This window comes from Brevibacterium sanguinis (assembly GCF_039528855.1).
Lineage (GTDB): Bacteria > Actinomycetota > Actinomycetes > Actinomycetales > Brevibacteriaceae > Brevibacterium > Brevibacterium sanguinis.
The window spans coordinates 24,750-47,393 of the sequence record NZ_BAAAMB010000002.1 but is presented as its reverse complement, the minus strand read 5'-3'; the positions used below and the strand labels follow the sequence as shown (position 1 = coordinate 47,393).

Sequence of the window (22,644 nt, the reverse complement as noted above, 5' to 3'; positions counted from 1 at the left end):
TCTCTCCTCACGGGCCCGGGATCCGGCCGTCCGGATCCCCTCAACTGCTCTTGTCCCAGGATACTCGCGGGCAGCTGAGCAGGCTTCTCGATTCCTGACCGGTGCGCTCATCACCCTCTGCGCCCATCATCCTCTGCGACCGGGGCCGGGGGAGGCGACAGGCGGAGCCGCGAGGAGGATTGACTTTTCCTGAACAGTGTTCAATGATCGTGGCCATGCCGTCTTTCACCACCATCGCCGATCGCGCCTGCTCCGGTTCGCCGGCCACCCTCGACGAGGCTCTGGCCATTCTGCAGTCCTCCGATGACGACCTCCTCGACGTCGTCGCGGCCGCCGCGCGGGTCCGCCGCCTGCACTTCGGCGACGCGGTCAAGGTCAACTATCTCGTCAACCTCAAATCGGGACTGTGCCCGGAGGACTGCGGCTACTGCTCCCAGCGCCTGGGGTCGGAATCGGAGATCCTCAAGTACTCATGGCTGCCCGGTGACGAAGCGCGCCGGCAAGCGGAGTTCGGTCTCGCCGGCGGTGCCTCCCGGGTGTGCCTCGTCGCCAGCGGCCGCGGCCCCTCCAACCGGGACGTCGAACGGGTGGCGTCGATGACCGAGGACATCAAAGCCCACAACCCCGACGTCGAGGTCTGCGCGTGCCTCGGGTTCCTCAAAGGCGGTCAGGCCGAGCGCCTCCGATCGGCCGGGGTCGACGCCTACAACCACAACCTCAACACCGCCGAGTCCAACTATGCCGAGATCTGCTCGACGCACACCTTCGCCGACCGCGTCGACACCGTCGAGCAGGCCCGCGATGCGGGACTCTCCCCGTGCTCCGGGCTCATCGTCGGCATGGGGGAGACCCCGGAGCAGATCGTCGAGACGATCCTCGAACTGCGTCGCCTCAACGCCGACTCCATCCCCGTCAACTTCCTCATCCCGTTCGAGGGCACCCCGCTGGCGGGAACCCACGAACTCACTCCCCAGCACTGCCTGCGCATCCTCTGCGCAGTGCGGTTGATGTGCCCGGACAGCGAGCTGCGCATCGCCGGCGGTCGCGAGATGCACCTGCGCACTCTCCAGCCGCTCGCCCTCCACGTCGCCAACTCCCTGTTCCTCGGCGACTACCTCACGAGCGAGGGCCAGGACGCCGAGGCGGATCTCGATATGATCGTCGACGGCGGCTTCTCCATCGTCGGCGCCGACAGCGCAGCCGAACTGCGGGAGCAGGTGCGCGCGGCGAAGGCGGCCCGCACCGCCGCTCTTCTTCCCGAGGCCTCCCCGGCCTCTTCGAGCCTGCCGTGCGGGAAGACGGCCGCGGCCTCCACCGCGCCCGACGGGATCGTCGTCCCCACGATCCGCCGCCGCGGGGCGGGAACGGCCGCGGCCCCCAATGCGTGAGACCACGACCGTCGCCGGTCTCCACGACCGCGAGCGCGGCCTGCTCTGGCATCCCTACGGCGCCCTCGCCGATGGCTCGCACTTCGCGGTCGCCGGTGCCCGCGGCCCCCGCGTCGACCTCGTCGGACGCGACGGGCGCAGCATCACCGCCCTCGACGGGATGAGTTCCTGGTGGTCGGTCGTCCACGGGTACCGCAATCCCACACTCGACCAGGCACTCGAGTCCCAGCTGCGGTCGTTCTCCCATGTCATGTTCGGCGGGCTCACCCACGAACCGGCGGTCGACCTCGCCGAGCGCCTCGTCGCCGTGACCCCGACGGGCCTCGACCACGTGTTCCTCGCCGATTCCGGGTCGGTCTCGGTCGAGGTCGCACTCAAGACCGCCATCCAGTACCAGCGCGCCCAGGGCCGCGACCGCGGACGCTTCCTCGCCCTGCGCGGGGCCTATCACGGCGACACCACCGGTGCGATGAGCGTGTGCGACCCGGTCGAGAGCATGCACGCCGACTTCCGGGCCGTGCTCACCGAACAGCTCTTCGCCCCGCGGCCGCCGCTGCCGGGCGCCCCCGATGCCGAGATCGACGCGTGGTGTGCGGCCGTCGACGAGCTCTGCGACCGCCACGGTGACGAGCTCGCCGGCATCATCGTCGAACCCCTCTTCCAAGGTGCGGGCGGGATGCGCCCGTACGACGTCCGCGCACTCCGCCATCTCGCCGCCCGTGCCCGCGACCTCGACGCCGTGCTCATCGCCGACGAGATCGCCACCGGCTTCGGCCGCACCGGAACCGCGTTCGCCTGCGAACAGGCCGGCATCGTTCCCGACATCCTCTGCCTCGGCAAGGCGCTGACCGGCGGGTACATGACCCTGGCCGCGGTGCTCTGTGCGAGCGATCTCGCCGAGGTGATCGCCGGATCACCTCACCGTGCCCTCATGCACGGGCCGACATTCATGGCCAACCCCCTGGCCTGCGCTGCGGCGCGGGCGTCCCTCGATCTGCTCTTCGCTGCCACCCCCGACGGCACGCCTGCGTGGGCGACAGCCGTCACCCGGATCGGGGAGGGCCTCACTGCGGGACTGGCACCGGCCGCGGCGCTGCCCGGGGTCGCCGACGTCCGCGTCGTCGGTGGGATCGGCGTCCTCGAGATGCATCGCCCCGTCGACGTCGGCACCGTCACCCGCATCGCCGCGGACCACGGTGTCTGGCTGCGCCCCTTCCGCACGCACATCTACACGATGCCGCCGTACATCGCGACGACCGAGGACGTCGCCGGGATCTGTGCGGCGATGCTCGCCGCCGCGGAGGGCTGCCCGTGACCGCGCCCGTGCGTGAGGCGAACCGGATCCTCGACCGCCTCGGCGCCGAGGCGCGAGCCCGTGCCGAGGCCGGGCTCGACCGCGTCGATGCCGGGCCGCACGGTCTCGATCTCGCCTCGAACGACTATCTCGGACTCGCGAACCATCCGAGCGTCATCGCCGCCGGATGCGAGGCGATCGCACGCTGGGGCACATCCGCGCGGGCCTCACGACTCGTCACGGGCACCACCCCGGCCCACCATGAGGCCGAAGCGGCGCTGTCCGCGCTCACCGGGCGGGACACGGCGCTCGTCTTCTCCTCGGGCTACGCCGCGAACCTCGCGGTGCTCACCGCGCTGACCGGACCCGACTGTCTCATCGTCTCCGACGCCCACAACCACGCCTCGCTCATCGACGCCTGCCGTCTCTCGAAGGCCGAGGTCGTGCGCACCCCGCACGGGGACGCCACCGCCGTCGAGGAGGCCCTGCGGCAGCGCACCCAGCCCGAGGCGATCGTCGTCGTCGAGTCCGTCTACTCGGTCCTCGGCGATGCTCCGGACCTTGCGCGTCTCCTCGAGCTCTGCGCACGCTTCGATGCCCTGCTCGTCATCGACGAAGCCCACGGCATCGGCGTCGTCGGCGGGGGAGCGGGCGCGGCCGCGGCACTGGTCGACCACCGTGACCGCGTCGTCGTCACGGCGACCCTGTCCAAGTCCCTGGGAGCCCAAGGCGGAGCGGTCCTCGGACCCGCCGCGGTCCGGGACGCCCTGGTCAACACCGCCCGGACCTTCATCTTCGACACCGGACTCGCCCCGGCCGCAGCGGCCGCGGCCACCGCCGCAATCCAGCTCATCGCCGCCGGTGAGGCACCGGTGGCGCAACTGGCCGCCAATCGGCGAGCTCTGACGACGGCTCTCGGAATCGAGGAGCCGGCCGGGGCCGTGGCGTCTGTGCCGATGCCCTCGGCCCGGGCGGCCGTCGCCGCGCGTGACGCACTCCGGGAGCGGGGCCTGACCGTGGGGTGCTTTCGTCCGCCCTCGGTTCCCGACGGCATCTCCCGCCTGCGCATCACCTGTCGCGGCGACCTCACCGCGGCCGACGTCGACACCGCCGCCGAGGCGATCGGCGCCGTCGTCGCGGAGATGGGCTGAGGATGCGCTGCATCGTCATCACCGGGACCGACACGGGGGTCGGCAAGACCATCGTGTCAGCGGCGCTCGCCGTCCGACTGCGGCAGCGCTCTGTCGCGGTGCACCTCCGCAAACCGGTGCAGACCGGTCTCATCGCCGCCGACGACCCGCACCGCGGCGACCTCGAAGCCCTCTACACCGACTTCGTCACCCGCGGTGACGCCGAGATCGCCGGGACGCTCGCCGGCGTCCCCTGGTCGACCGGGGTGAGCCTGAGACTGCCGATGGCACCGGCGGCCGCCGCCGTTGCGGCCGGAGTCTCGCTGCCGACGCCCCGTGACCACGCCGAGGCGATCCTCGCGTGCGGTCGGGATACGGCCGACCCCGCCGCGGTCATCGTCGAGGGGGCCGGGGGTCTCCTCGTCGACTTCGGCGACGGTCACACGCTGGCCGACATCGCTTCCGCGCTCATCGAGCTCGATCCCGCGGTCCGGGTCGAATTCGTCATCGTCAGCCGGGCGGGCCTCGGAACCCTCAACCACACGGCACTGACCTGTGAGGCCCTGCGGGCCCGCGGGCTTCCCATCGGCGGAATCGTCCTCGGCTCGTGGCCCACCGATCCCGCTCCGGTCGCCGTCGACAACCGTCGCCGCCTCGGCGACAGCGCTCCGGTGCTCGGCGCCGTCCCCGCCGGCGCCGGACAGCTGCGCCCAGCCGCCTTCCGCGCCGCGGCAGGCAGCTGGACGAGCCTCGCCTGACTCAGCCCACGCGGCGACCGGACCATTCAGGGGTGCTGCGGGCCACCTCGGCGATCGTTGCTGCGATCTCCGCGGGGAACTCCGTGACGGCATCCGCGGTCTGATCGACGTGGAGGGCGAGGATCTCCTCGGTCGCGACGACGCGGCCGTCGACGATCATCTCGTAGGCGAGATGGAGCTTCTTCGCCCCGGCGGCGACGAGCTGCGGACGGACGATGAGCGTCGACCCGAGCGAGACCTCGTCGAGGTACCGGACGTGGGACTCCACCGTGTAGAGGGAGCATCCGGTGGCCTCCCGATACGCCGCATCGAGGCCGAGCTCGTCCATGATCGCATCGGTGGCGAACCCGAAGACGAGGACGTAGAACGCCTCGGAGAGGTGCCCGTTGTAGTCGATCCACTCCTCCCGGACAGCGGTGCGGTACTCGCTGAGTCGACGCCCGGTGCCGGACGCGTCCGGGTCGGCAGCGCCTGGGCCGGCGCCATCGTCTGTCGCGGCGGCGTCAGGCTGAGTCGCAGCCGGGGTCGCCGCAGCAGTGGCACTCCCGCCCGAGGCGAGGTCGGCGGTGAGCCTGCGCAGGGCGACGATGCCGGCATCGCGGGCGGAGACGAGGTCGGCGATCGAGCGCCCCGCACTCTCGTCCTCACAGCCGACGACGACGGCATCGCGCAGCGCAGGCGTCAGCTCGGGGGCGTCGAGTCGCGTCCACGGAGACTTCAGCGAGGGACCGAAGTGGTCGAGCATGTGGGCCATGCCGCCCTCACCCCCGGCGAGGTGGAAGGTGAGCATCGGCCCCTGGAACGGCCAGCGCAGGCCCGGACCGTCTGTGATCGACCGGTCGATCTGCTCGACGGTGGCCTCGCCCGTCTCGACCATGTGCAGGGCCTCGCGCCACTGCGCCTCCTGGAGGCGGTTGGCGATGAACCCGGGGACCTCGCGGTCCATGCGGATGACGGACTTCCCGATGCGGGCGTAGAAGTCCGCGGCCCAGTCCACGGCGGCCGGGTCGGTGGCCTCGCCGCCGACGACCTCGACGAGGGGGATGAGGTAGGGCGGGTTGAACGGGTGCCCGACGACGAAGCGCTCGGGGCGGGTCACCTCGGTGGCCATCTCCGTCATCGAGTACCCCGACGTCGATGACCCGATGATCACCGAGGCGGGGGTGAGCACGTCGATGTCGGCGAAGAGGCGGCGCTTGAGGTCGAGGTTCTCCGGCGCGGACTCCTGGACGAAATCGGTGCCGTCCAGCGCCTCGGCGAGGTCGGTGTGGATCGTCCAGGCGGTGCGGTCGGCACCGGGGACCATGTCGAGTTCGGCGAGGGCGGGCCAGGCGGCGTCGATGAGGCGGGTGAGGCGCTCACCGGCCGTGGGATCGGGGTCCCAGACCTTGACCGTGTACCCGCGGGCGAGGAAGTACGCTGCCCAGCCGCCGCCGATCGTTCCCGCGCCGATGCAGGTGATCGTCCGCACGGACTCGGGGGCGGGGAAGGAGGAAGGTGCGGTCACAGGTCGGCTCCCATCGCGGTGGCGGTCTGCACGCGCAGATCGAGGATCTCGCGGGCTTCGTCGGGGGTGGCCACCTCGGCGCCGAGGTCCTCGATGATCGACACGGCGCGGTCGGTCAGGCCGGCGTTCGTCGCCTTGACCCCCTTGGAGATGTAGAGGTTGTCCTCGAGGCCGACGCGGGCGTGGCCGCCGGCGAGCACCGACTGCGCGACCCACGGCAGCTGGTTGCGGCCGATCGCGAACGAGGTGAACTCCGCGCCCTTGGGCAGGAGGTGGACCATGGCCTGGAGGAGACCGGCGTCGACGGGGGCGCCGTAGGGGATGCCCATGCACAGCTGGTAGAGCGGCGGCGGGTCGATGAGCCCCTCTTCGACGAGGACGTTGGCGAACCACAGGTTGCCGGTGTCGAAGATCTCGAGTTCGGGTCGCACCCCCAGGGTCTGGATCTTCTTCGACCCCTCGCGCAGCATGTCCGGGGTCGAGACGTAGATGTTCGACCCCTCGCCGAAGTTGAGGGATCCGCAGTCGAGCGTGCAGATCTCCGGCAGGAGCTCCTCGACGTGGGGGAGGCGCTCGAGGGCGTTGACGAGGTCGGTGCCCGGCATCTGCGTCGTCGGATCCTGGGGGTCGATGACGAGGTCGCCGCCCATGCCTGCGGTGAGGTTGATGACGGGGTCGACGTCGGAGGCGCGGATGAGGCGGACGACCTCGCGGTAGTAGGCGACCTCCCGGGAGCCGAGCGTGGTCTCGAGATCGCGGACGTGGATGTGGACGACCGAGGCGCCGGCCCGGGCGGCGGCGATCGCGTCGGCGGCGATCTCCTCCGGGGTGACGGGCACGTGCTCGCTCTTGCCCGCGGTATCGCCGGCACCGGTGACGGCACAGGTGAGAATGACTTTGCGATTCATGATGACTCCTCATCAGGTTCGGGGGTGATGATCGCTCGCCGCAGGTAGCGGTCGAGGCGGTGACGGAACGTCGGCACGTCCATGATTCCGGTGACGACTTTGATGCCGAGGCCGTCGACGACGGAGGTGAGCTCGTCGGTCATCTCCGTCGCATCGCCGGGCCGGAAGACGCCGCTGGCCTGACCGTCTTCGAGGGTGGCGCGCACCGTCCGCGACCACCGGTCGTATCCGGCGGGATACGCGGACTCCGCCGGGTCCTCGACGGCGAGGCGACTCCACGTCTGAATCCAGATCGACCATTCCCGACGCGCGTCGGGGCCGATGGGCGACTGGAGTTCGAGGAGGCGCTCGAGGCGCCGGCGCGGCGAGACGATCTCGTCGAGCCACGCGACCTGACGGTCGAAGGCGAGCTTGACGGAGAACTCGAGGGTGGCGTCGAAGAGCTCCGACTTTCCGGCGAAGTGGTAGTGCACGGCCGCGCTCGAGACGCCGGCGGCCTCGGCGATGTCGGCGATGCGGACGGCATCGTAGCCGTGGCGGGCGAAGAGGTCCCAGGCGGTCTCGACGATGAGACGGCGCGGCGAGGACTGATCGGCCTCGTCGAGCGCCGAGGCGGTGCGCAGTCCGGCGGGGACCGCCGAGACCGTCGACTCGTCGCCGAGCAGCCACCGCACGGTCACGCCGGTCGCCGTCGCGAGGCCGAGGAGCTCCTCGGCGGTGAACTTGCGCCGGCCCGAGAGCGACTTCGACAGTTTGGTCTCGTCGATGCCGATCGCCCGGGCGAGGCTGCGCTGGGACAGGCCGCTGCCGGCGACGGTCTCCCGGGCGCGGGCGGCGATGCTGGTGGCCATGCCTCGAGCCTACGACAGCGTCTGCGGCAATCGCAAGGAAATATGATGATCAATCAGTGTTTGCGATTCCGGTGGCGTGGGCGCAGCGGGAGAGCAGCGTGTGGTCAGCGGTCACCGTCGTTGGTGATCGGCGGGCCGCGCGGATGCCGCCGACCGTCACGCGGATGCCGCCGACCGCTCCGCGGTGCGGCCCGTGGCCTGGGCGGGGTCGGGAAACCCGCGGCGAACCGATATCCTCGGACGAATGAACACCCGCACTTTCTCTCGGAGGCCCCGATGACCGACACTCCCCACGACCGCATGCACGTCGTCTCCGATGAGACCCGCAATCTCGTCAACCTCGTGCTCGACTACTCACGGCGGCGCACCCTCGCCGTCGACACCCCGCTCGACCACCCGATGAAGGACTCCGAGCTGACGCGGCTGGCCGGGCCGACGATCAGCGAGGAGGGCCTCGGATCGGCCCGTGCACTCGCGATCTTCGAACACATCTTCGCCCCCGCGTGCATCACGACCGACCACCCGAAGTACCTCTCCTTCATCCCCAGCGCCCCGACGAAGGCCGCCGTGGCCTTCGACCTCGTCGTCTCCGCCAGCGCCCTCTACGGAGGGTCGTGGCTCGAAGGCGCCGGAGTCGTCCACGCCGAGAACGAGGTGCTGTCGTGGCTCGCCTCGGAGTTCGGCCTCCCGAAGACCGCCGGTGGGGTGTTCGTCCAGGGCGGCACGATCGGCAACCTCTCCGCGCTCGTCGCGGCCCGGGAGGCGCAGAAGGCGAAACTCGGCGACACGCGACCGGGCCGGTGGGTCATCGTCTGCAGCGCCGAGGCGCACTCCTCGGTGAAGTCCGCTGCCGACGTCATGGACGTCGACATCGCCCCCGTGCCCACCGATGAGTCCGGAATCCTCCGACCCGAGGGCGTCCGGGAGGCGCTCGAGGAGCACGGCGATGCCGTCATCGCCGTCGTCGCCACCTCGGGGACGACGAACTTCGGGACGATCGACGACATCGCCGGAATCGCCGCGCTCAAGGACGACTTCGACTTCTGGCTCCACATCGACGGCGCGTACGGGCTCGCCGCGATGCTCTCACCGCTCGCCAAGCACAAGTTCGCCGGTGTCGAACGGGCCGACTCCGTCATCGTCGACCCGCACAAGTGGCTCTTCGCTCCCTTCGACGCGTGTGCGCTCATCTACCGCGATCCCCGCAACGGCCGGCGCGCCCACACGCAGAAGGCGGAGTACCTCGACACCCTCACCGAGTCCGATGAGTGGAGTCCCTCGGACTACGCCATCCAGCTCACGCGCCGCCCGCGCGGCCTGCCCCTGTGGTTCTCGCTCGCGACCTACGGTGCGCAGACCTATCGCGACGCGATCAGCCATTCGATCGATCTCGCCCGGCAGATCAGCACGGAGATCAAGAAGCGGCCGAACCTCCGCCTCGTGCGCGACCCCGAGCTCTCCGTGGTCGTCTTCGAACGCGTCGGCTGGGAGCGCGAGGACTACGACGCCTGGTCGGACAAGCTGCTCGAGGAGCAGAGGGCCTTCGTCGTCCCCAGCTCCCACGACGGTCGTCCGAACGCGCGGTTCGCGATCGTCAATCCGCTCACGACCTTCGACGACCTCGTCGACATCCTCGACACCATGGAGTGAGCCCGCCTCATCCGACGGCGCCGCTCTCCCGATGCAGGGAGAGCGGCGCCGTCGGCGTTCTCAGGGTGAAGTCGACGTTTTCCGGGTGAAGTGTCGTCAGGCCCGGCGTTGTCGGGCCCGGTGGTGCCGGGCCCTGTGCCGTCAGGCCCGATCAGGCCCGGTCGGTCCCGCGGGGCCGCAGCTCGACGGTGAAGACAGGCAGGAGCGCCTGCGTGATCGGTCCGATGCTCAGCGCGTAGAGCGCGGTGCCGATCCCGATGACCCCGCCGAGCGCCCACCCGACGGCGACGACGGTGACCTCGATGAGCGTGCGCACGAGCCGGATCGAGCGTCCGGTGACCCGGGAGAGCCCCGTCATCAGGCCATCGCGCGGCCCCGGACCGAACTGCGAGCCGATGTACATCGCCGAGGCGACCCCGTTGAGGACGACGCCGGAGACGAGGAGGACGATCCGCCACCCCAGGTCCTCGGGCCGCGGCAGGAAGAGCAGGGTGACGTCGAGGGCCGGACCGATGAGCAGGGCATTGAGCATCGTGCCCAGGCCCGGCATCTGCCTGAGCGGGATCCACGCGAGGAGGACGAGCACCGAGGTGATCGTGATGATCGTGCCGAACGTCAGCGGAACATGCCTGAGGATGCCCGAATGGAGCACGTCCCACGGGATCATGCCGAGGCCGGCGACGACGACCATCGCCATCGACGCACCGTAGAGGTAGAGGCCGACGAGCAGCTGGACGAGACGGCGGGGGAGCCGTCCTCCGGACAGCTGCTGGAGCGGTCCGACGTTGGCGAGTTCGCGGCGCGGTGGGGGAGTCGAGGCCATGGCGTGGACTTTCGGTCGGTCTTCGGCGGAGGACCGCACGGGAGTGCGGTGTCTGACCATGATGACGCGAATTGGCATTGCGGAAAATAGCCAATTGCGACAAAGTGGTTCCATGACGACTGCGATGGGAGCCCGCCGGCTGGCCCGGATCATCGGCACCGGCCCGTTCGCGCCGCCGGCCTATGAGTCGCTTGCCGGGGCGATCGCCCACGCGGTCTCCGATGGCCGCATCCCCGTCGGCGTCCGCCTGCCGAGCGAACGCGAACTCGCGACCGCCCTCGACCTGTCCCGGACGACGTCGTCGCGGGCGTACGCCCGGCTGCGGGAACTCGGGTTCGTCCGCACGCGGCGGGGGTCGGGCAGCCTCGTCGAGCTTCCCGAGGTGCCCGGCGGTCGCATCGACCACCTGCTCTCCCCGACGGAGCCGACGGCGGGCTCGATCGATCTCACGTGCACGGCCACGGTCGCACCGCTCGGGCTCGTCGACGCCTATGAGCGCGCGGTCTCGCAGGTCCACGCGTATCTGCCGGGCACCGGCTACTATCCCTCGGGCATCCCGGCGCTGCGCGAACTCGTCGCCGACCGCTACACGCAGCGCGGGCTGCCGACCCGCCCCGACGACATCCTCATCACCTCCGGCGCCCTGGGCGGCGCGGCGATCGGCATCCGCGCCCTGCTCGGCGGGTCCGGCGGCGTCCTCGTCGAGAGCCCGAGCTACCCGAACGCGATCGCGACGATCGAGGGCGCCGGTGCCCGCATCGTCGCCTACCCGCTCGAGGTCGACGACGACGGCCGCCACCGCTGGGACGTCAGGGCGATGGGACAGACGATGCGCGAGAACCGCGTGCGCGCCGCCTACCTCATCCCCGACTTCCACAATCCCACCGGGGCGCTCCTGCCCGATGCCGACCGCGCAGCGCTGGCTGCGGAGCTCGGGAGATCCGGAGTCGTTCCCGTCGTCGACGAGTCGCTTGTCGAGCTCGGCCTCAACGGCACGCCGGGACAGACGCCGCTGTCGGTGTTCGCCCCCGATTCGATCGCCGTGGGGAGCACGAGCAAGATCTTCTGGGGCGGACTGCGGGTCGGCTGGATGCGGGTGCCGGCCGCCCGGATGGAGGAAGCCGCCGCCGTCCGCCTCACCCTCGACCTGGGGGCGCCCGTCCTCGAGCAGCTCGTCGCCGTCGAACTGCTGCGCAACCACGATGAGCTCGTCGCGCAGATGCGAGCCCGGCTCGCCGCGGCCCGTGACCGCCTCGTCGCCGACGTGCGCACCCACCTTCCGAGTTGGCAGGTCGCCGTGCCCGACGGCGGCATGGCGCTGTGGGCGCGGCTCCCCGAGGAGCGCTCCGGGGCGCTCGTCTCCGCCGCCCGGGCGCACGGCGTCACCCTGGCATCGGGTCCGAACTTCGCCCCGATCGGCGGACTCGACCGGTGGATCCGCCTGCCCTACACCGTCGCCGAGGCGGAACTGGCCGAGGTCGCCCCGCGCCTGGCCGCGGCGTGGGAGGACGCCCTGCGGATGCCCGGTCCCCTCCCCGACGAACGTGCGCGGATCGTCGCGTGACCGGCTGGCAGACGCTCGGCTGCCTCGGTGCCGTGGCCGTCGGCATCATCGCCGGCATCCTCATCCCCGGTGCCGGGGACCTCGCCGGACAGCTCGTCACCCCAGTGCTCGTTTTGCTGCTCTTCTCGACGTTCGCCACCATCCCGCTGCCCGGGGCGGCACGCGCATTCGGAAGGCCGCGCTTCGCGCTCACGGTCCTCGGACTCAACTTCCTCGTCGTCCCTCTCGTCGTCGCGGGAATCCACCTCGCTGTGCCCCTGCCGGGCCCCGTCGTCGTCCCGGTGCTCATCGTCCTGCTCACCCCGTGCATCGACTACGTCATCGTCTTCACCGGGCTGGCCGGCGGGGCCGCGGACAGGCTGCTCGCGCTCACCCCCGTCCTCATGCTCGCCCAGATCCTCCTGCTCCCGGTGTGGCTGCGGGTCATCCTCGGCGAGGACGCGACCGCGGCCCTCACCCCCGGCCCCTTCCTCTGGGCGCTCGTCGTCTTCATCATCGTCCCGCTCCTCGCCGCGGCGCTCCTCCAGGTCGCGGCAGCCCGGTCGGCCGGGGCCGCGCGCGTGCTCACGGGAGCGACCGCGGCGATGACGCCGCTCATGCTCCTCACCCTTGCGATCGTCGCCGCCGCCGAGGCGGCCGTCGTCCTTCCCCATCTCTCCGACCTCGGTCCCGCGGCCCTTTCCTTCATCGTCTTCGCCGTGGTGATGACGGGCATCGGCTGGCTCGTCGGCCGGACGAGTCTGTCCGGGCCGGGGGAGCGGCGGGCCCTGATCTTCACCGGAGTGACGAGGAACTCGCTCGTCATGCTGCCTCTCGTCCGCGCTGTCGATCCGGACGGCCTGGGCACCGCGGCCGTCGTCACCCAGACACTCATCGAACTCGTCACGATGGTCGCCCTCGTGTGGCTCGTGCCGCGGATCGTTCCCCGCACTGCGATGTCCGAAAACCGCTAGCACCGTACCGTGCAGGGGAGCAGAATGGTCATATGCTCTCCACGGATCAGTGCTATCAGGCAGTCGCCGGCCGCGACCGGCGCTTCGACGGCATGTTCTTCACCGCCGTGTCGACGACGCGGATCTTCTGCCGCCCCTCGTGCCCGGCGCGCACGCCGATGCGGGAGAACGTCACGTTCTATCCCACCGCTGCCGCTGCCGTCGAGGCCGGCTATCGGGCGTGCAAGCGGTGCCGACCCGATGTCAGTCCCGGGTCCCCCGACTGGGATGTCCGCGCCGATGTCAGCGCACGCGCGGTGCGGCTCATCCGCGACGGCCTCGTCGACCGGTCGGGCGTCTCGGGACTGGCCGCGGCACTCGGCTACAGCAGCCGCCAGCTCGGCCGGGTCCTCCACGCCGAACTCGGGGCCGGGCCCTTGGCGCTGGCCCGCAGCGAGCGGGTCCGCACCGCGCGCACCCTCGTCGAATCGACGACGCTGACGATGAGCGAGATCGCCTTCGCCTCGGGATTCTCGAGCATCCGTCAGTTCAACGACACGTTCAGGGACACGTACGGTCTGGCCCCCGGGCGGCTGCGCACCGGTTCGCGGGTGCCGCGCGGCGACGACCTCGTCGTCCGGCTCGCGTACCGGTCCCCGTTCGACTTCGACCATCTCGTCGCCTATCTCGCCGCCCGTAGCGTGCCGGGCATCGAAGAGGTCGGGGACGGGCGCTACACCCGGTCGCTGCGACTCGCCCACGGGCCCGCCGTGATCTCGCTCGCCGCCGGGACCGGGGCCTTCGTCAGCTGCCGCCTCCACCTCGCCGACACCCGCGACCTCGGGGCGGCAGTGGCGCGGGCACGCCGAATCCTCGATCTCGACGCGGATCCCGCCGCCGTCCACGGGACCCTCGCCGAGGCGGGGCTGAGCGACCTTGCCGCCCTCGTGCCGGGAATCCGCTCACCGGGGCACGGCGATCCGGTCGAGCTCTCCGTCCGCACCGTGCTCGGCCAGCAGATCTCGATCCGCGCCGCCCAGACCCATCTCACCCGCCTCGTCGAGTCCACCGGTGAGATGCTTCCCACCGAGATGCGCACGGGTGCCGTCGATCGGGTGTTCCCGAGCGCCGAGGCGATCGCGGAGCTGCCCGATGACGCGTGGGCGCTGCCGGCCAAGCGCATCGCCACACTGCGCACCCTCGCCGAGGCGCTCGCACGGCGCGACATCGACCTCGGTCCCGGCTGCGACCGGGAGGAGGCCGCGGCAAGACTGCTCGCGCTGCCCGGCGTCGGGCCGTGGAGCGTCGGCTACATCCGGATGCGCGCCCTCGGCGATCCCGATGTCCTCCTCGGCTCCGACCTCGGGGTGCGGAAGGCGCTCGAGGATCTCACCGCCGACGCCGGAGCGCGGGGGCTGCCCGACCTCGACCGGGCCCGTCCGTGGCGGTCGTATCTCACCCATCTGCTCTGGGCCCTCCACGCCCGATCAGTCGCGCCGGGTCCCTGACCGCAGAGCAGTCCTCACCGCAGACGACCCCGCTGCCATGACGGCAGGGCACCGTCGACCACACCATCCATCCCACTGAGAGGAACGACCATGACCTTCACGACTCCGAGGACCGACGTCCTCATCTACTCGATCATCGACTCACCCGTCGGGCAGATCCTGCTCACCTCGGACGGGACCAGCCTCACCGGTGCCTACCTCGACGGATTCGCCGAGGTCCTCGACCGCCTCGCGGTGCGCACCGGCGCCGATCCGGTTGAGGATCCCGACCTCGACGTCCTCGTCGCGACGCGAGCGCAGCTGGGGGAGTACTTCGCGGGGGAGCGGACAGAGTTCACCCTGCCGCTGGCCCCCCTCGGCACCGACTTCCAGCTGCAGGTATGGGAGGCCCTGACGACGATTCCCTTCGGTCAGACCGCCGGCTACGGCGAACTCGCGGGATGGATCGAGCGCCCGACCGCGGCGCGTGCCGTCGGGGCGGCCAACGGGAAGAACCCGATCAGCATCATCGTCCCCTGCCACCGGGTCATCGGCGCCGGCGGTGCGCTCACCGGATATGCGTGGGGCGAGGAGAGGAAGCAGACGCTGCTCGACCTCGAGCACGGTGCAGCGCTCAGCCGACCCTGAACATCGCCACGGGCGGCCGATCTCGCCTTCTTCGCGTCGATCAAGCGGGAGCGCGGATACGGGCGCGTGCCCGGCCCCGCATCCGCACTGCCCCTTGATCGAGCGAGATACCACGCTGAGGCGGCATACGACGAAGGCCCCGGACTCATTCGTCCGGGGCCTTCGCCTTGCGGTGGACGCGGGTGGACTCAAACCGAACTCCTGGCAGATGTTCGAGCGGCGAGACACCGCGTGGGAACAGGCGAAACTCGGTCTTCGCGACGAGCCGCCGGGTGCCGCAGAGAACGAGCCCGGAGTCGTAGCAAACCCTAGGAGACGAGCTAGAACACCCCTGACAGAGACTCAAGTGGACGCTATCCGAACTGCCCGTGCGAACGGCGAGAGCGTGGTCTCCATCTGTCGGTGGTTCGGCATCCACCGGATGACGGTTTGGACGCACACAAGGGACATTCGTAGAGCCGTGGCTTGACCGTACCGAGCTGCCGACAAGGGAGCGCGCAGTTACAGTGACGCTACGAAGTCATCTAGCAGTGACCGCTCAAAGACCGACAAGGACGAAACGTCTCGCGTTGCGACTGAGGCGATGGCACTCAACATCTCGTCTAGCGTCCGAGCGCCACCAACATTTCGAAGAAGCTGTCGCGACACCTCAAGAGGGAGGCCATATTCCTCGATAGTTGCGAGGTGAGGCGCAGAGAACATACTTTCCACTCGGGCAGCGAAACCGTCAAAAGACCCAGCATCCAGACCCCGCTCGCTTAAAACTGCGCCGGAGATCACACCTAGTGCGCGCAGGGACGCAGGAAAGTTGTGGTCGAGCCAGTACCTTACGAAATCAAACGCTGCCTCAATGCGGTCGTCTACCGTTCCGCGGCCATCATTTGAGTCATCCACGAAGCTCACAAGGATATCTTTCATGCGGCCCTCAGCAAGTGCCGCCTGGTTGATTCTGAATGCAAGCTGGCTCGCACTGTAAGCTCCGTGACCTACGTGGTAGTCCGGCGCTATGAAGTCCCAAATCAGTTGACAGGCGAGACTCAGTTCCTGCCAATTGGGATACAACGTGGACCACTGAAGGCCCCGAAGTCTGGCTACTGGAAGCGCTCTCAAGTGGTTGGCGAGCTGGGCTACCGACTCTGGTTCTACACCCCTGACCTGTCGCAGAACTGCCATTCCGAGCCCTGCATCCTCCAGTACGGGCGTCAGGCGTTCTCTTGTCTGTTCGCTCCAGTCGTCTTCCTCGATCTGCACGAGAAGCGAACCCGGAGCAGAGTCGCTCTGCGTTACCCCCGGAATATCAATATTGGGTAGTTCACGGCGCGGCTCGTCGTGGAAGAGATAAATCTGCCCGACGAAGTGTTTGAACATGCGTCCGACGCGCCCTTTAATGTTGGCAAAAGTGAAGTAATTATAGGCTCTGTTCGCGATGTTTCGATCGAGGATAATGATGCGCTTGGCGCGCGTATTGACGCCCTCTATAAGGGAGTTGGTACAAACCAACACATCGAGATCGCCCGACTCAAATCCTTGGACAACGCGCTGAGCCAGCCACCGAGGCAACCTACCGTGATGTACTCCAATTCCGAGGCGAAGCGCTTTCGCCACTATCCAATCAGGGTGGTAGTTCTCCTCTATCCATGATGCCGCGTCAGGCAACCCCGGCGAATCCTGCGCTCTTTCGCTTCTAACAGAGATGAGTTCCTCAAGAACCTTGCGCGTCTTTTGGGGTGATTGGCAGTAGACAAGGGTCGGTTCACACGCAACACCAACCAGCTCCACCGTACGTGCAATGCGCTCGGCATCATTGGAGGCATCAAGCCGTATAGTGTCGGCAGCGACAGTTGAGAAGTTAGTACGAATGAACGAAGCTCGAAAATTCTCAGGCAGCAGTTCCGACAACCCTTCAACGACCGGACCGGCAAAGTAGAACTGAGCTCCTGTTCGGGCGAGTCTTAGAAAAGCTTGGTTGAGAATTGAAGATCTTTGATCCAAGAGACCGTCCTTCTCATCGGCAAGCTTATAGAACTCGTCGATGAAGAATAGGTCGATGCTGGGAAGGACAGGGACTGCGAGAAGTCTCTCCTGCGTCATTACACAGATGTTTCGCTCCCCGAATTCCTGATTTGGATGCGTAATAATCTTGTATCCGACGTAACGAGACAATCTGCGTCGAGTCTCATCCAGGAGCGCAATGGTAGGAACGATTACGACAACATTACTGTAGTTCCCAGTCTCGATTAGCGCATCAACTACTACGCTTTTCCCAAAGCTCGTCGGAGCCGAGAGAATAACATTCTCCCCCTCGACTAGCCGATGGAAGACCTGGGATTGGATGCGATGGAAAATCGTCTCCTGAGTAGCATTCGGCCGATTCATCTCCATCACGACCGCGTCCCTGAGCGCGACTCCACCCTCATGGCCGACGATGTAGGGGTAAAGCCCGTGCTGGATCATCAGGCTCCGCAGCATCTCGCCATAATCCCCGTCGCGATCGAAGTACTCCAGCGCACGTATGACCAGTTCAGTACTCTCGCCTCCGACACCATGCAACGCGGTGAATGAGGCGATATCCGCGATCAGGTGGAAAGGCTCCTCAGTTGTTTCGTGTAGACGGTCGACTAAATCTTGGTAGTTGACTGCCACGCCTTTAGCCTTCCATCGAATGCGGATGTGAGTGCAGCTTTAGTACTCATCGGAAAGTAAATTACGTGCGCTCGGATTTTCCGTGGAAGCGTCCACTTTCCATATCTCCCACTCAGGCTGTCCCAGTTGGCTAGCACTTCCGCTTGGAGGTCAGAAATATACTTTTCCGTGCTCTCCAAATGGCTGCCCGCCGCGTTGCTGTCGTACGAAATGAAGATTGGGACAACGACACTCTTGAAGGTTTGATCCAAAGATGTTTCGCGCGCAAGGAGTTTTGTTAGCTTCTGCCGCTGTGGATGATCTTGAGGAATCTTGTCAGAAATGGCCGCGAACTCGTACTTTAGATAGTCCCGACTCAGGTGCAGCTTAAGTTCGTCATAGATTGCCGTCGCTGCACTGTAACTGTCTTGATAGAGCTTGGACTCCCCAAGCCAAAGCTCAATCTCGGAGCCGTCAGACGACTCGACAATGTGGGCACAGTCGAAACCTTTTACTGTATCGTTCGCGGCATCCTTGAAATAGATTCTCGAAATCAGTCTCGAACTTAGGAAGAACTTCCGCAGGATAATGTGGAGAAGCAACTCACCAATCTCACCTCGCTTCTCGTAGTCGATTGTCTTGTACACCCGACTCAATGCTTTTCCGAGCAGAGCGACGCCATTCGCGTGGTTATACCCGCTTAGCTCTTCCGGGGGAAGAATCCAGTCAGCTGCCCAAGCGATGAGATCGTAGCTCAAGTCCTCTGAACGCCATGCTCCATCCTCGAAGCCTGCACAAAACACAGAGGTTGGCAACAACTCGTCAGTGTGCTCAACTACGAGTTCGAGAATGGTCTCGGGTACTGAGCCGGTGCTTGTCATATCGATCAGCTGATAACTTCAGGATCGAACCCGATAGTTGCAAACTTCGTTCATCGGTTCTCTCCTTCGAGGTCATGCGCACATCGCCGACCGCGTGCTGGTTCGATCGTTTAGGGCTGAGTCTATCGCGGCAGGGCCGCTCAACCGCGAGATTCAGCGCCGACATGCCGGCCCAGCCTGGCAAGCGCAAGCCATCGGCTCCAGCAGCATCGCCGCTCGACGTTGCCGCCACTACAAACGCAACTCGCGGTCAGTCAGCGGCTTGCCTCGTACTGAGGTCTTGGCCCTGGCGGCATAAACCCCGGAGTCAACCAAACCTTCAGCAGTCCCATCTGGGACCACCTGCCCCCACAGACCCGCCCCAGCGTGTCCACGATCTGGCGGATCCTCAAACGCCACAACCAGATCACCGCCCAACCCCAGAAACGCCCCCGCTCCTCCTGGCACCGCTTTCAAGCCGCGGCCCCTAACGAATGCTGGCAATCCGACTTCACCCATTGGCCCCTGGCCGATGGCACCGATGTCGAGATCATCTCCTGGCTCGATGACCACTCCCGCACACTCCTCCACACCAGCGCCCACCCGAGAGTCACCGGACCCATCGTCATCGACACCTTCATCACCACGATGGACGAGCACGGGCTGCCAGCGGCGACACTGACCGACAACGGGATGGTCTACACGACCCGGTTCGCGCAGGGAAAGGACGGACGGGCCCGGCAGCCCAACGGGTTCGAACAGCTCCTGGCCGATCTGCACATCGACCAACGCAACGGGGCACCGAACCATCCGACGACGCAGGGCAAGATCGAACGCTTCCACCAGACCCTCAAACGCTGGCTGGCCGCGGCCGGACCCGCCGAGACCCTCGCCGACCTGAACACTCAACTGCAGCGCTTCACCCACGTCTACAACACGCTAAGACCCCACCGGGCGATCGGGCGGTCCACTCCCGCCGAGGTGTATTTCGCGACCCCGAAAGCCGAACCCGTCATCGAGGTCGACTCCCAGGTCTGGCGCATCCGCTATGACCGCGTCGACCGCGACGGGAAGGTCTCAGTCCGCTACGCCGGCAGACTGTGGTACTTAGGGATCGGTCGCGCCCACGCCGGGACCCGAGTCATCCTCCTCATCCACGGAGCGAAGACGATGGTCATCGACCGCAGGGCTGGTGAGATCATCGTCGAACACCTCATCGATGCGCAGAAGAACTATCAGCCACGGCTGAGACCGGAACGATGCCGTGAGACATACCCGGGTCAGAAAAGAGAAATGTGCCGCGACATCGTAGGAACGATGTCGCGACACATCACAGCGGTGGAGGTAAGGGGATTCGAACCCCTGACCTTCTCCATGCCATGGAGACGCGCTACCAACTGCGCCATACCCCCGCTTGCCTGATCAATATTACTCAGGCGCGGGCTGTGCGCCAAATCGGCGGTGCGTGACGCTCGGCACATCCCGCGGAAAGGCGCTGGTGACGCCGATGGCAGGCTGTGACACCGGGCCCGCGACCAGGGTCCGACCTGCCGCGGGCCCGGGACCGCTCAGACGAACGGGCGGACGTGCCAGAGGTAGCGCGCGATGTCGCGTTCGCGGCGCCGGGCCAGTTCCTCCCGGGCGGCCAGTCTGCTGACCTCGGCGATGCGACGGTCGACGTCGCGCTGCGTGACCGCGGCTGACGCGACGTGCGGACGCCGAGCCCACCGGACCAGGCGCAGACCCGCGGACAGGGCGACCCGTCTGGGAAAGGTGAATGCAAATGTTGTCGACACGATTAGTCCTCAATTGTTTTCGGGCAGGGGGAATCCCCAGAAGAGTGTTGAGTGAAACTCACTGGTTCGACCGTGCGGCAATGCACGAGAAGCAATGAGGTGAAATGCTCGCTGAACAGAATTCCGAGACACCGGCACCGTGCCGCGTGACGATCACAGGGAGGACGTGAGGATCACAGTCCGGGTGTGAGGGCCACGGGGGCGTTCGATGCGCGAGGCGCAGTGGAATCGCCGGCGTTCAGAGTGCCGGCGGAAGAAGACGAGTCAGGCTGGAAGGATCAGCCGTCGAGTCCCAGTCCGCCGACCGAGCAGGCAGCGAGCGTCGTCGGACGGATGTCGGAGTCCGGAAAGACGGGGTGGAAGATGTCGAAGATATTCATCTCAGCTGCACTCCTTTCATGGTCGTGGATCGTCGATGAGCGGCGTCAGTGCTCATGGGGAACAATGCAATTGTTTATGGTTGCGAATCCGTAATTGCACTCACGAAGTTATCACAGTCTTACAGTGTTGTGGGACTTCTGGTCAGAATTGCTGAACTTTATCTCTCCGCCGGTCATTTCCCGTGGCGTCGGCATTGTGCGCAGACCCACATGTCACCATGTGCGGAATGCCCAGCGCGGACCGCCTGCGCCCACGTAGAATCGCTGAGAGAACCGCTACCAGCCAGGAGTCCTCCATGTCAGAATCCGCTGCCTCTCTGCCGCGCCTCGTCGTCGGCTACATCGCCACCGACCGCGGACGCGACGCCATCTCCCTGGCGATCTCGATCGCCCGCTCCGTCGCCGTCGAACTCGTCGTCACGATCATCCGGCCGGAGACCTCGACGTTCCACGCTGCCGGGTCGATCCCCAAGGACGGGACGGGAATCGTCGCCCAGCAGCTCGACGACTGGCTCGAGGAGGCCCTCGCGCTCATCCCCGACGACATCGCCGCCCGCGGTGTCATCCACACCGCGACGAACGAGTCGAAGGGACTCATGGAGGTCGCCTCCGACGAGGACGCCGTCGCCATCGTCATCGGTGCGCGTGCGACGACGCTCATGCGCCAGTTCCGCATCGGCACGGTCGCCACCTCGCTGCTCCACTCCTCCGAGGTCCCCGTCGTCCTCGCCCCGGCCGGGCGCTCGGACATCGGCCCGGTCTCGCGCATTACTGCGCTCTTCGGCGCCCGTCCCGGTGCTGCCGCCCTCGTCGGGTCGGCGATCGAAGCCGCAACCGCCTTCGACGTGCCCCTCCGTCTGCTCGCGCTCATCGAGAACGACGGCATGGCCGAGGACGAGGTCGCTGAGGTCACCGAGTTCGCCGAGGAGTTCGGCGGAGCGATGCTCGCCGGTCGCGCCTCCGACCTCTTCGCCTCCGGCCGGGCCACCGTCGTCTCGGAGGCCGGCGCCGACATCGAGGAGGCCGCCGAGAGCGTCGAATGGATCTCCGGTGAGCTCGCCTTCATCGGCTCGAGCCGGCTCGGTCACGGGCGCGTGTTCATCGGTGCCCGGGCCCGCCGCCTCCTGCGCGTGCTCCCGGTGCCCGTCGTCGTCATCCCGCGTCGCACCCTGTCCGGCGCCGCCCCTGCGGAGGCCTCCGACACCGCCGAGGCGGCCACCGCGGCCGACGACAGCTGAGCGTGGGGGAGCCAGAGCGCCGCGACCTCAGCGTCGCCGGGCATCCCACCCCGGTGTGGGTCCACCCCGGACGCAGGCCCGGGCGACCGGTGCTCATGATCCACGGCTTCCGGGGCGACCACCACGGTCTCGACCGGATCGCCCACGCGATGCGCGATCGCACCGTCATCGTCCCCGACCTGCCGGGCTTCGGTGAGGCGGCGCCCCTGACCGGCGGTCTGAGTCTGGCCGCCTACCTCGATCATCTCCGCCTGCTCATCGCCGAGGTGACCGCTCAGTGGGAGGCCGTGCCGATCCTCGTCGGCCACTCCTTCGGGTCGATCCTCGTCTCGCACCTCGCCGCAGACGATCCTGCCGCGATGCCCGAACTCGTCCTCATCAACCCGATCACCACGCCCGCCCTCGAGGGCTCGGCACGCGTCCTCACGGCACTGACCCGGGTCTACTACGAACTCGGCGCCCGCCTGCCGGAGCGACCCGGCCGGGCCCTGCTCTCGAGTCCCGTCATCGTCCGGCTGATGAGCGAGGTGATGGCGACGACGAAGGATCCCGGGCTGCGCCGCTACATCCACGACCAGCACGCCCGCTACTTCTCGACCTTCAGCGACCGGCGCTCCCTCGCGCAGGCCTTCGACGTGTCCGTCGCCCACACCGTCACCGAGGTGGCCCCCGACCTGACGATGCCCCTCCTCGTCATCGCGGGGGACCGGGATGCGATCGCCCCGATCGACGTCACGCGCTCCGTCGTGCGCGGACTCGACGACGTCAGGTTCGTCGAACTCTCCGGGGTGGGGCACCTCGTCCACTA

18 protein-coding genes, 1 tRNA gene and 1 pseudogene are annotated in these 22,644 nt (G+C 67.6%); 12 read left to right on the top strand and 8 right to left on the bottom strand.

What is annotated here, in order from left to right; all coding sequences use genetic code 11:
• Positions 1-215 precede the first annotated feature (215 nt).
• Genes bioB through bioD form a run of 4 tightly spaced genes read left to right on the top strand, consistent with a single transcriptional unit; the run spans position 216 to position 4,570 of the window.
• Complete coding sequence (bioB, locus tag ABD154_RS01580) at positions 216-1,388, top strand: biotin synthase BioB (RefSeq protein WP_344249664.1); 1,173 nt, start codon at positions 216-218, stop codon at positions 1,386-1,388.
• The gene (locus ABD154_RS01575) at positions 1,381-2,703 is read left to right on the top strand and encodes an adenosylmethionine--8-amino-7-oxononanoate transaminase (RefSeq protein WP_344249662.1); all 1,323 of its coding nucleotides are present in this window, start codon (positions 1,381-1,383) and stop codon (positions 2,701-2,703) included. Before bioB ends, ABD154_RS01575 begins: the two co-directional genes overlap by 8 nt.
• Positions 2,700-3,833: an 8-amino-7-oxononanoate synthase gene (locus tag ABD154_RS01570; RefSeq protein WP_344249660.1), complete on the top strand. Its 1,134-nt coding sequence runs from the start codon at positions 2,700-2,702 to the stop codon at positions 3,831-3,833. Before ABD154_RS01575 ends, ABD154_RS01570 begins: the two co-directional genes overlap by 4 nt.
• Positions 3,834-3,835: 2 nt before the next feature.
• Positions 3,836-4,570: a dethiobiotin synthase gene (gene bioD, locus ABD154_RS01565; RefSeq protein WP_344249658.1), complete on the top strand. Its 735-nt coding sequence runs from the start codon at positions 3,836-3,838 to the stop codon at positions 4,568-4,570.
• Position 4,571: 1 nt separating this feature from the next.
• On the opposite strand, the gene ABD154_RS01560 is transcribed toward bioD, so the two are convergent.
• Genes ABD154_RS01560 through ABD154_RS01550 form a run of 3 tightly spaced genes read right to left on the bottom strand, consistent with a single transcriptional unit; the run spans position 4,572 to position 7,836 of the window.
• Positions 4,572-6,077, bottom strand: a complete 1,506-nt coding sequence (locus ABD154_RS01560; RefSeq protein WP_344249656.1) for a 3-hydroxyacyl-CoA dehydrogenase NAD-binding domain-containing protein — start codon at positions 6,075-6,077, stop codon at positions 4,572-4,574.
• Entirely contained in the window at positions 6,074-6,985 is a 912-nt protein-coding gene (locus ABD154_RS01555) for a beta-keto acid cleavage family enzyme (protein ID WP_198498662.1), read from the bottom strand. The genes ABD154_RS01560 and ABD154_RS01555 overlap by 4 nt, the downstream gene beginning before the upstream one ends.
• On the bottom strand, positions 6,982-7,836 hold the full coding sequence (locus tag ABD154_RS01550; RefSeq protein WP_344249654.1) for a TetR family transcriptional regulator: 855 nt from the start codon (positions 7,834-7,836) through the stop codon (positions 6,982-6,984). Before ABD154_RS01550 ends, ABD154_RS01555 begins: the two co-directional genes overlap by 4 nt.
• A 276-nt stretch (positions 7,837-8,112) precedes the next feature.
• Between ABD154_RS01550 and ABD154_RS01545 the strand changes: the two genes are divergently transcribed.
• Entirely contained in the window at positions 8,113-9,486 is a 1,374-nt protein-coding gene (locus ABD154_RS01545) for a pyridoxal phosphate-dependent decarboxylase family protein (RefSeq protein WP_198498664.1), read from the top strand.
• Positions 9,487-9,637: 151 nt separating this feature from the next.
• On the opposite strand, the gene yczE is transcribed toward ABD154_RS01545, so the two are convergent.
• The gene (yczE, locus tag ABD154_RS01540; RefSeq protein ID WP_344249651.1) at positions 9,638-10,309 is read right to left on the bottom strand and encodes a membrane protein YczE; all 672 of its coding nucleotides are present in this window, start codon (positions 10,307-10,309) and stop codon (positions 9,638-9,640) included.
• 112 nt (positions 10,310-10,421) lie between these two features.
• On the opposite strand from yczE, the gene yczR reads away from it, so the two are divergent.
• The 4 genes from yczR (at position 10,422) to ABD154_RS01520 (ending at position 14,940) form a co-directional block, all read left to right on the top strand.
• On the top strand, positions 10,422-11,873 hold the full coding sequence (gene yczR, locus ABD154_RS01535; protein ID WP_344249649.1) for a MocR-like transcription factor YczR: 1,452 nt from the start codon (positions 10,422-10,424) through the stop codon (positions 11,871-11,873).
• The gene (locus ABD154_RS01530; protein WP_344249647.1) at positions 11,870-12,826 is read left to right on the top strand and encodes an arsenic resistance protein; all 957 of its coding nucleotides are present in this window, start codon (positions 11,870-11,872) and stop codon (positions 12,824-12,826) included. The genes yczR and ABD154_RS01530 overlap by 4 nt, the downstream gene beginning before the upstream one ends.
• A 32-nt stretch (positions 12,827-12,858) precedes the next feature.
• Positions 12,859-14,313, top strand: coding sequence for a DNA-3-methyladenine glycosylase 2 family protein (locus ABD154_RS01525; protein WP_344249645.1), 1,455 nt, complete (start codon positions 12,859-12,861; stop codon positions 14,311-14,313).
• 90 nt (positions 14,314-14,403) lie between these two features.
• Positions 14,404-14,940: a methylated-DNA--[protein]-cysteine S-methyltransferase gene (locus ABD154_RS01520; protein WP_344249643.1), complete on the top strand. Its 537-nt coding sequence runs from the start codon at positions 14,404-14,406 to the stop codon at positions 14,938-14,940.
• A gap of 501 nt (positions 14,941-15,441) precedes the next feature.
• Here ABD154_RS01520 and ABD154_RS01515 read toward each other — a convergent pair.
• Both ABD154_RS01515 and ABD154_RS01510 read right to left on the bottom strand, forming a co-directional pair.
• A complete protein-coding gene (locus ABD154_RS01515) occupies positions 15,442-17,583 on the bottom strand; it encodes a DEAD/DEAH box helicase (protein WP_344249641.1) in 2,142 nt (713 codons plus the stop codon).
• Complete coding sequence (locus ABD154_RS01510; protein ID WP_344249639.1) at positions 17,559-18,443, bottom strand: HamA C-terminal domain-containing protein; 885 nt, start codon at positions 18,441-18,443, stop codon at positions 17,559-17,561. The genes ABD154_RS01515 and ABD154_RS01510 overlap by 25 nt, the downstream gene beginning before the upstream one ends.
• A 366-nt stretch (positions 18,444-18,809) precedes the next feature.
• On the opposite strand from ABD154_RS01510, the pseudogene ABD154_RS01505 reads away from it, so the two are divergent.
• Positions 18,810-19,337 (top strand): annotated as a pseudogene (locus tag ABD154_RS01505) (DDE-type integrase/transposase/recombinase); the annotation flags it as partial.
• A gap of 424 nt (positions 19,338-19,761) precedes the next feature.
• Here ABD154_RS01505 and ABD154_RS01500 read toward each other — a convergent pair.
• Together ABD154_RS01500 and ABD154_RS01495 are read right to left on the bottom strand one after the other, a co-directional pair.
• Positions 19,762-19,834: transfer RNA gene (locus ABD154_RS01500), tRNA-Ala, on the bottom strand.
• A 156-nt stretch (positions 19,835-19,990) separates the two neighbouring features.
• Positions 19,991-20,218 carry a hypothetical protein gene (locus ABD154_RS01495; protein WP_344249637.1) on the bottom strand — a complete coding sequence of 76 codons (228 nt, stop codon included), beginning with the start codon at positions 20,216-20,218 and terminating at the stop codon, positions 19,991-19,993.
• A gap of 676 nt (positions 20,219-20,894) precedes the next feature.
• Between ABD154_RS01495 and ABD154_RS01490 the strand changes: the two genes are divergently transcribed.
• Both ABD154_RS01490 and ABD154_RS01485 read left to right on the top strand, forming a co-directional pair.
• On the top strand, positions 20,895-21,836 hold the full coding sequence (locus ABD154_RS01490; protein WP_232623582.1) for a universal stress protein: 942 nt from the start codon (positions 20,895-20,897) through the stop codon (positions 21,834-21,836).
• A gap of 2 nt (positions 21,837-21,838) precedes the next feature.
• The coding region (locus ABD154_RS01485; protein ID WP_344249633.1) for an alpha/beta fold hydrolase at positions 21,839-22,644 on the top strand (806 nt) is incomplete at its 3' end.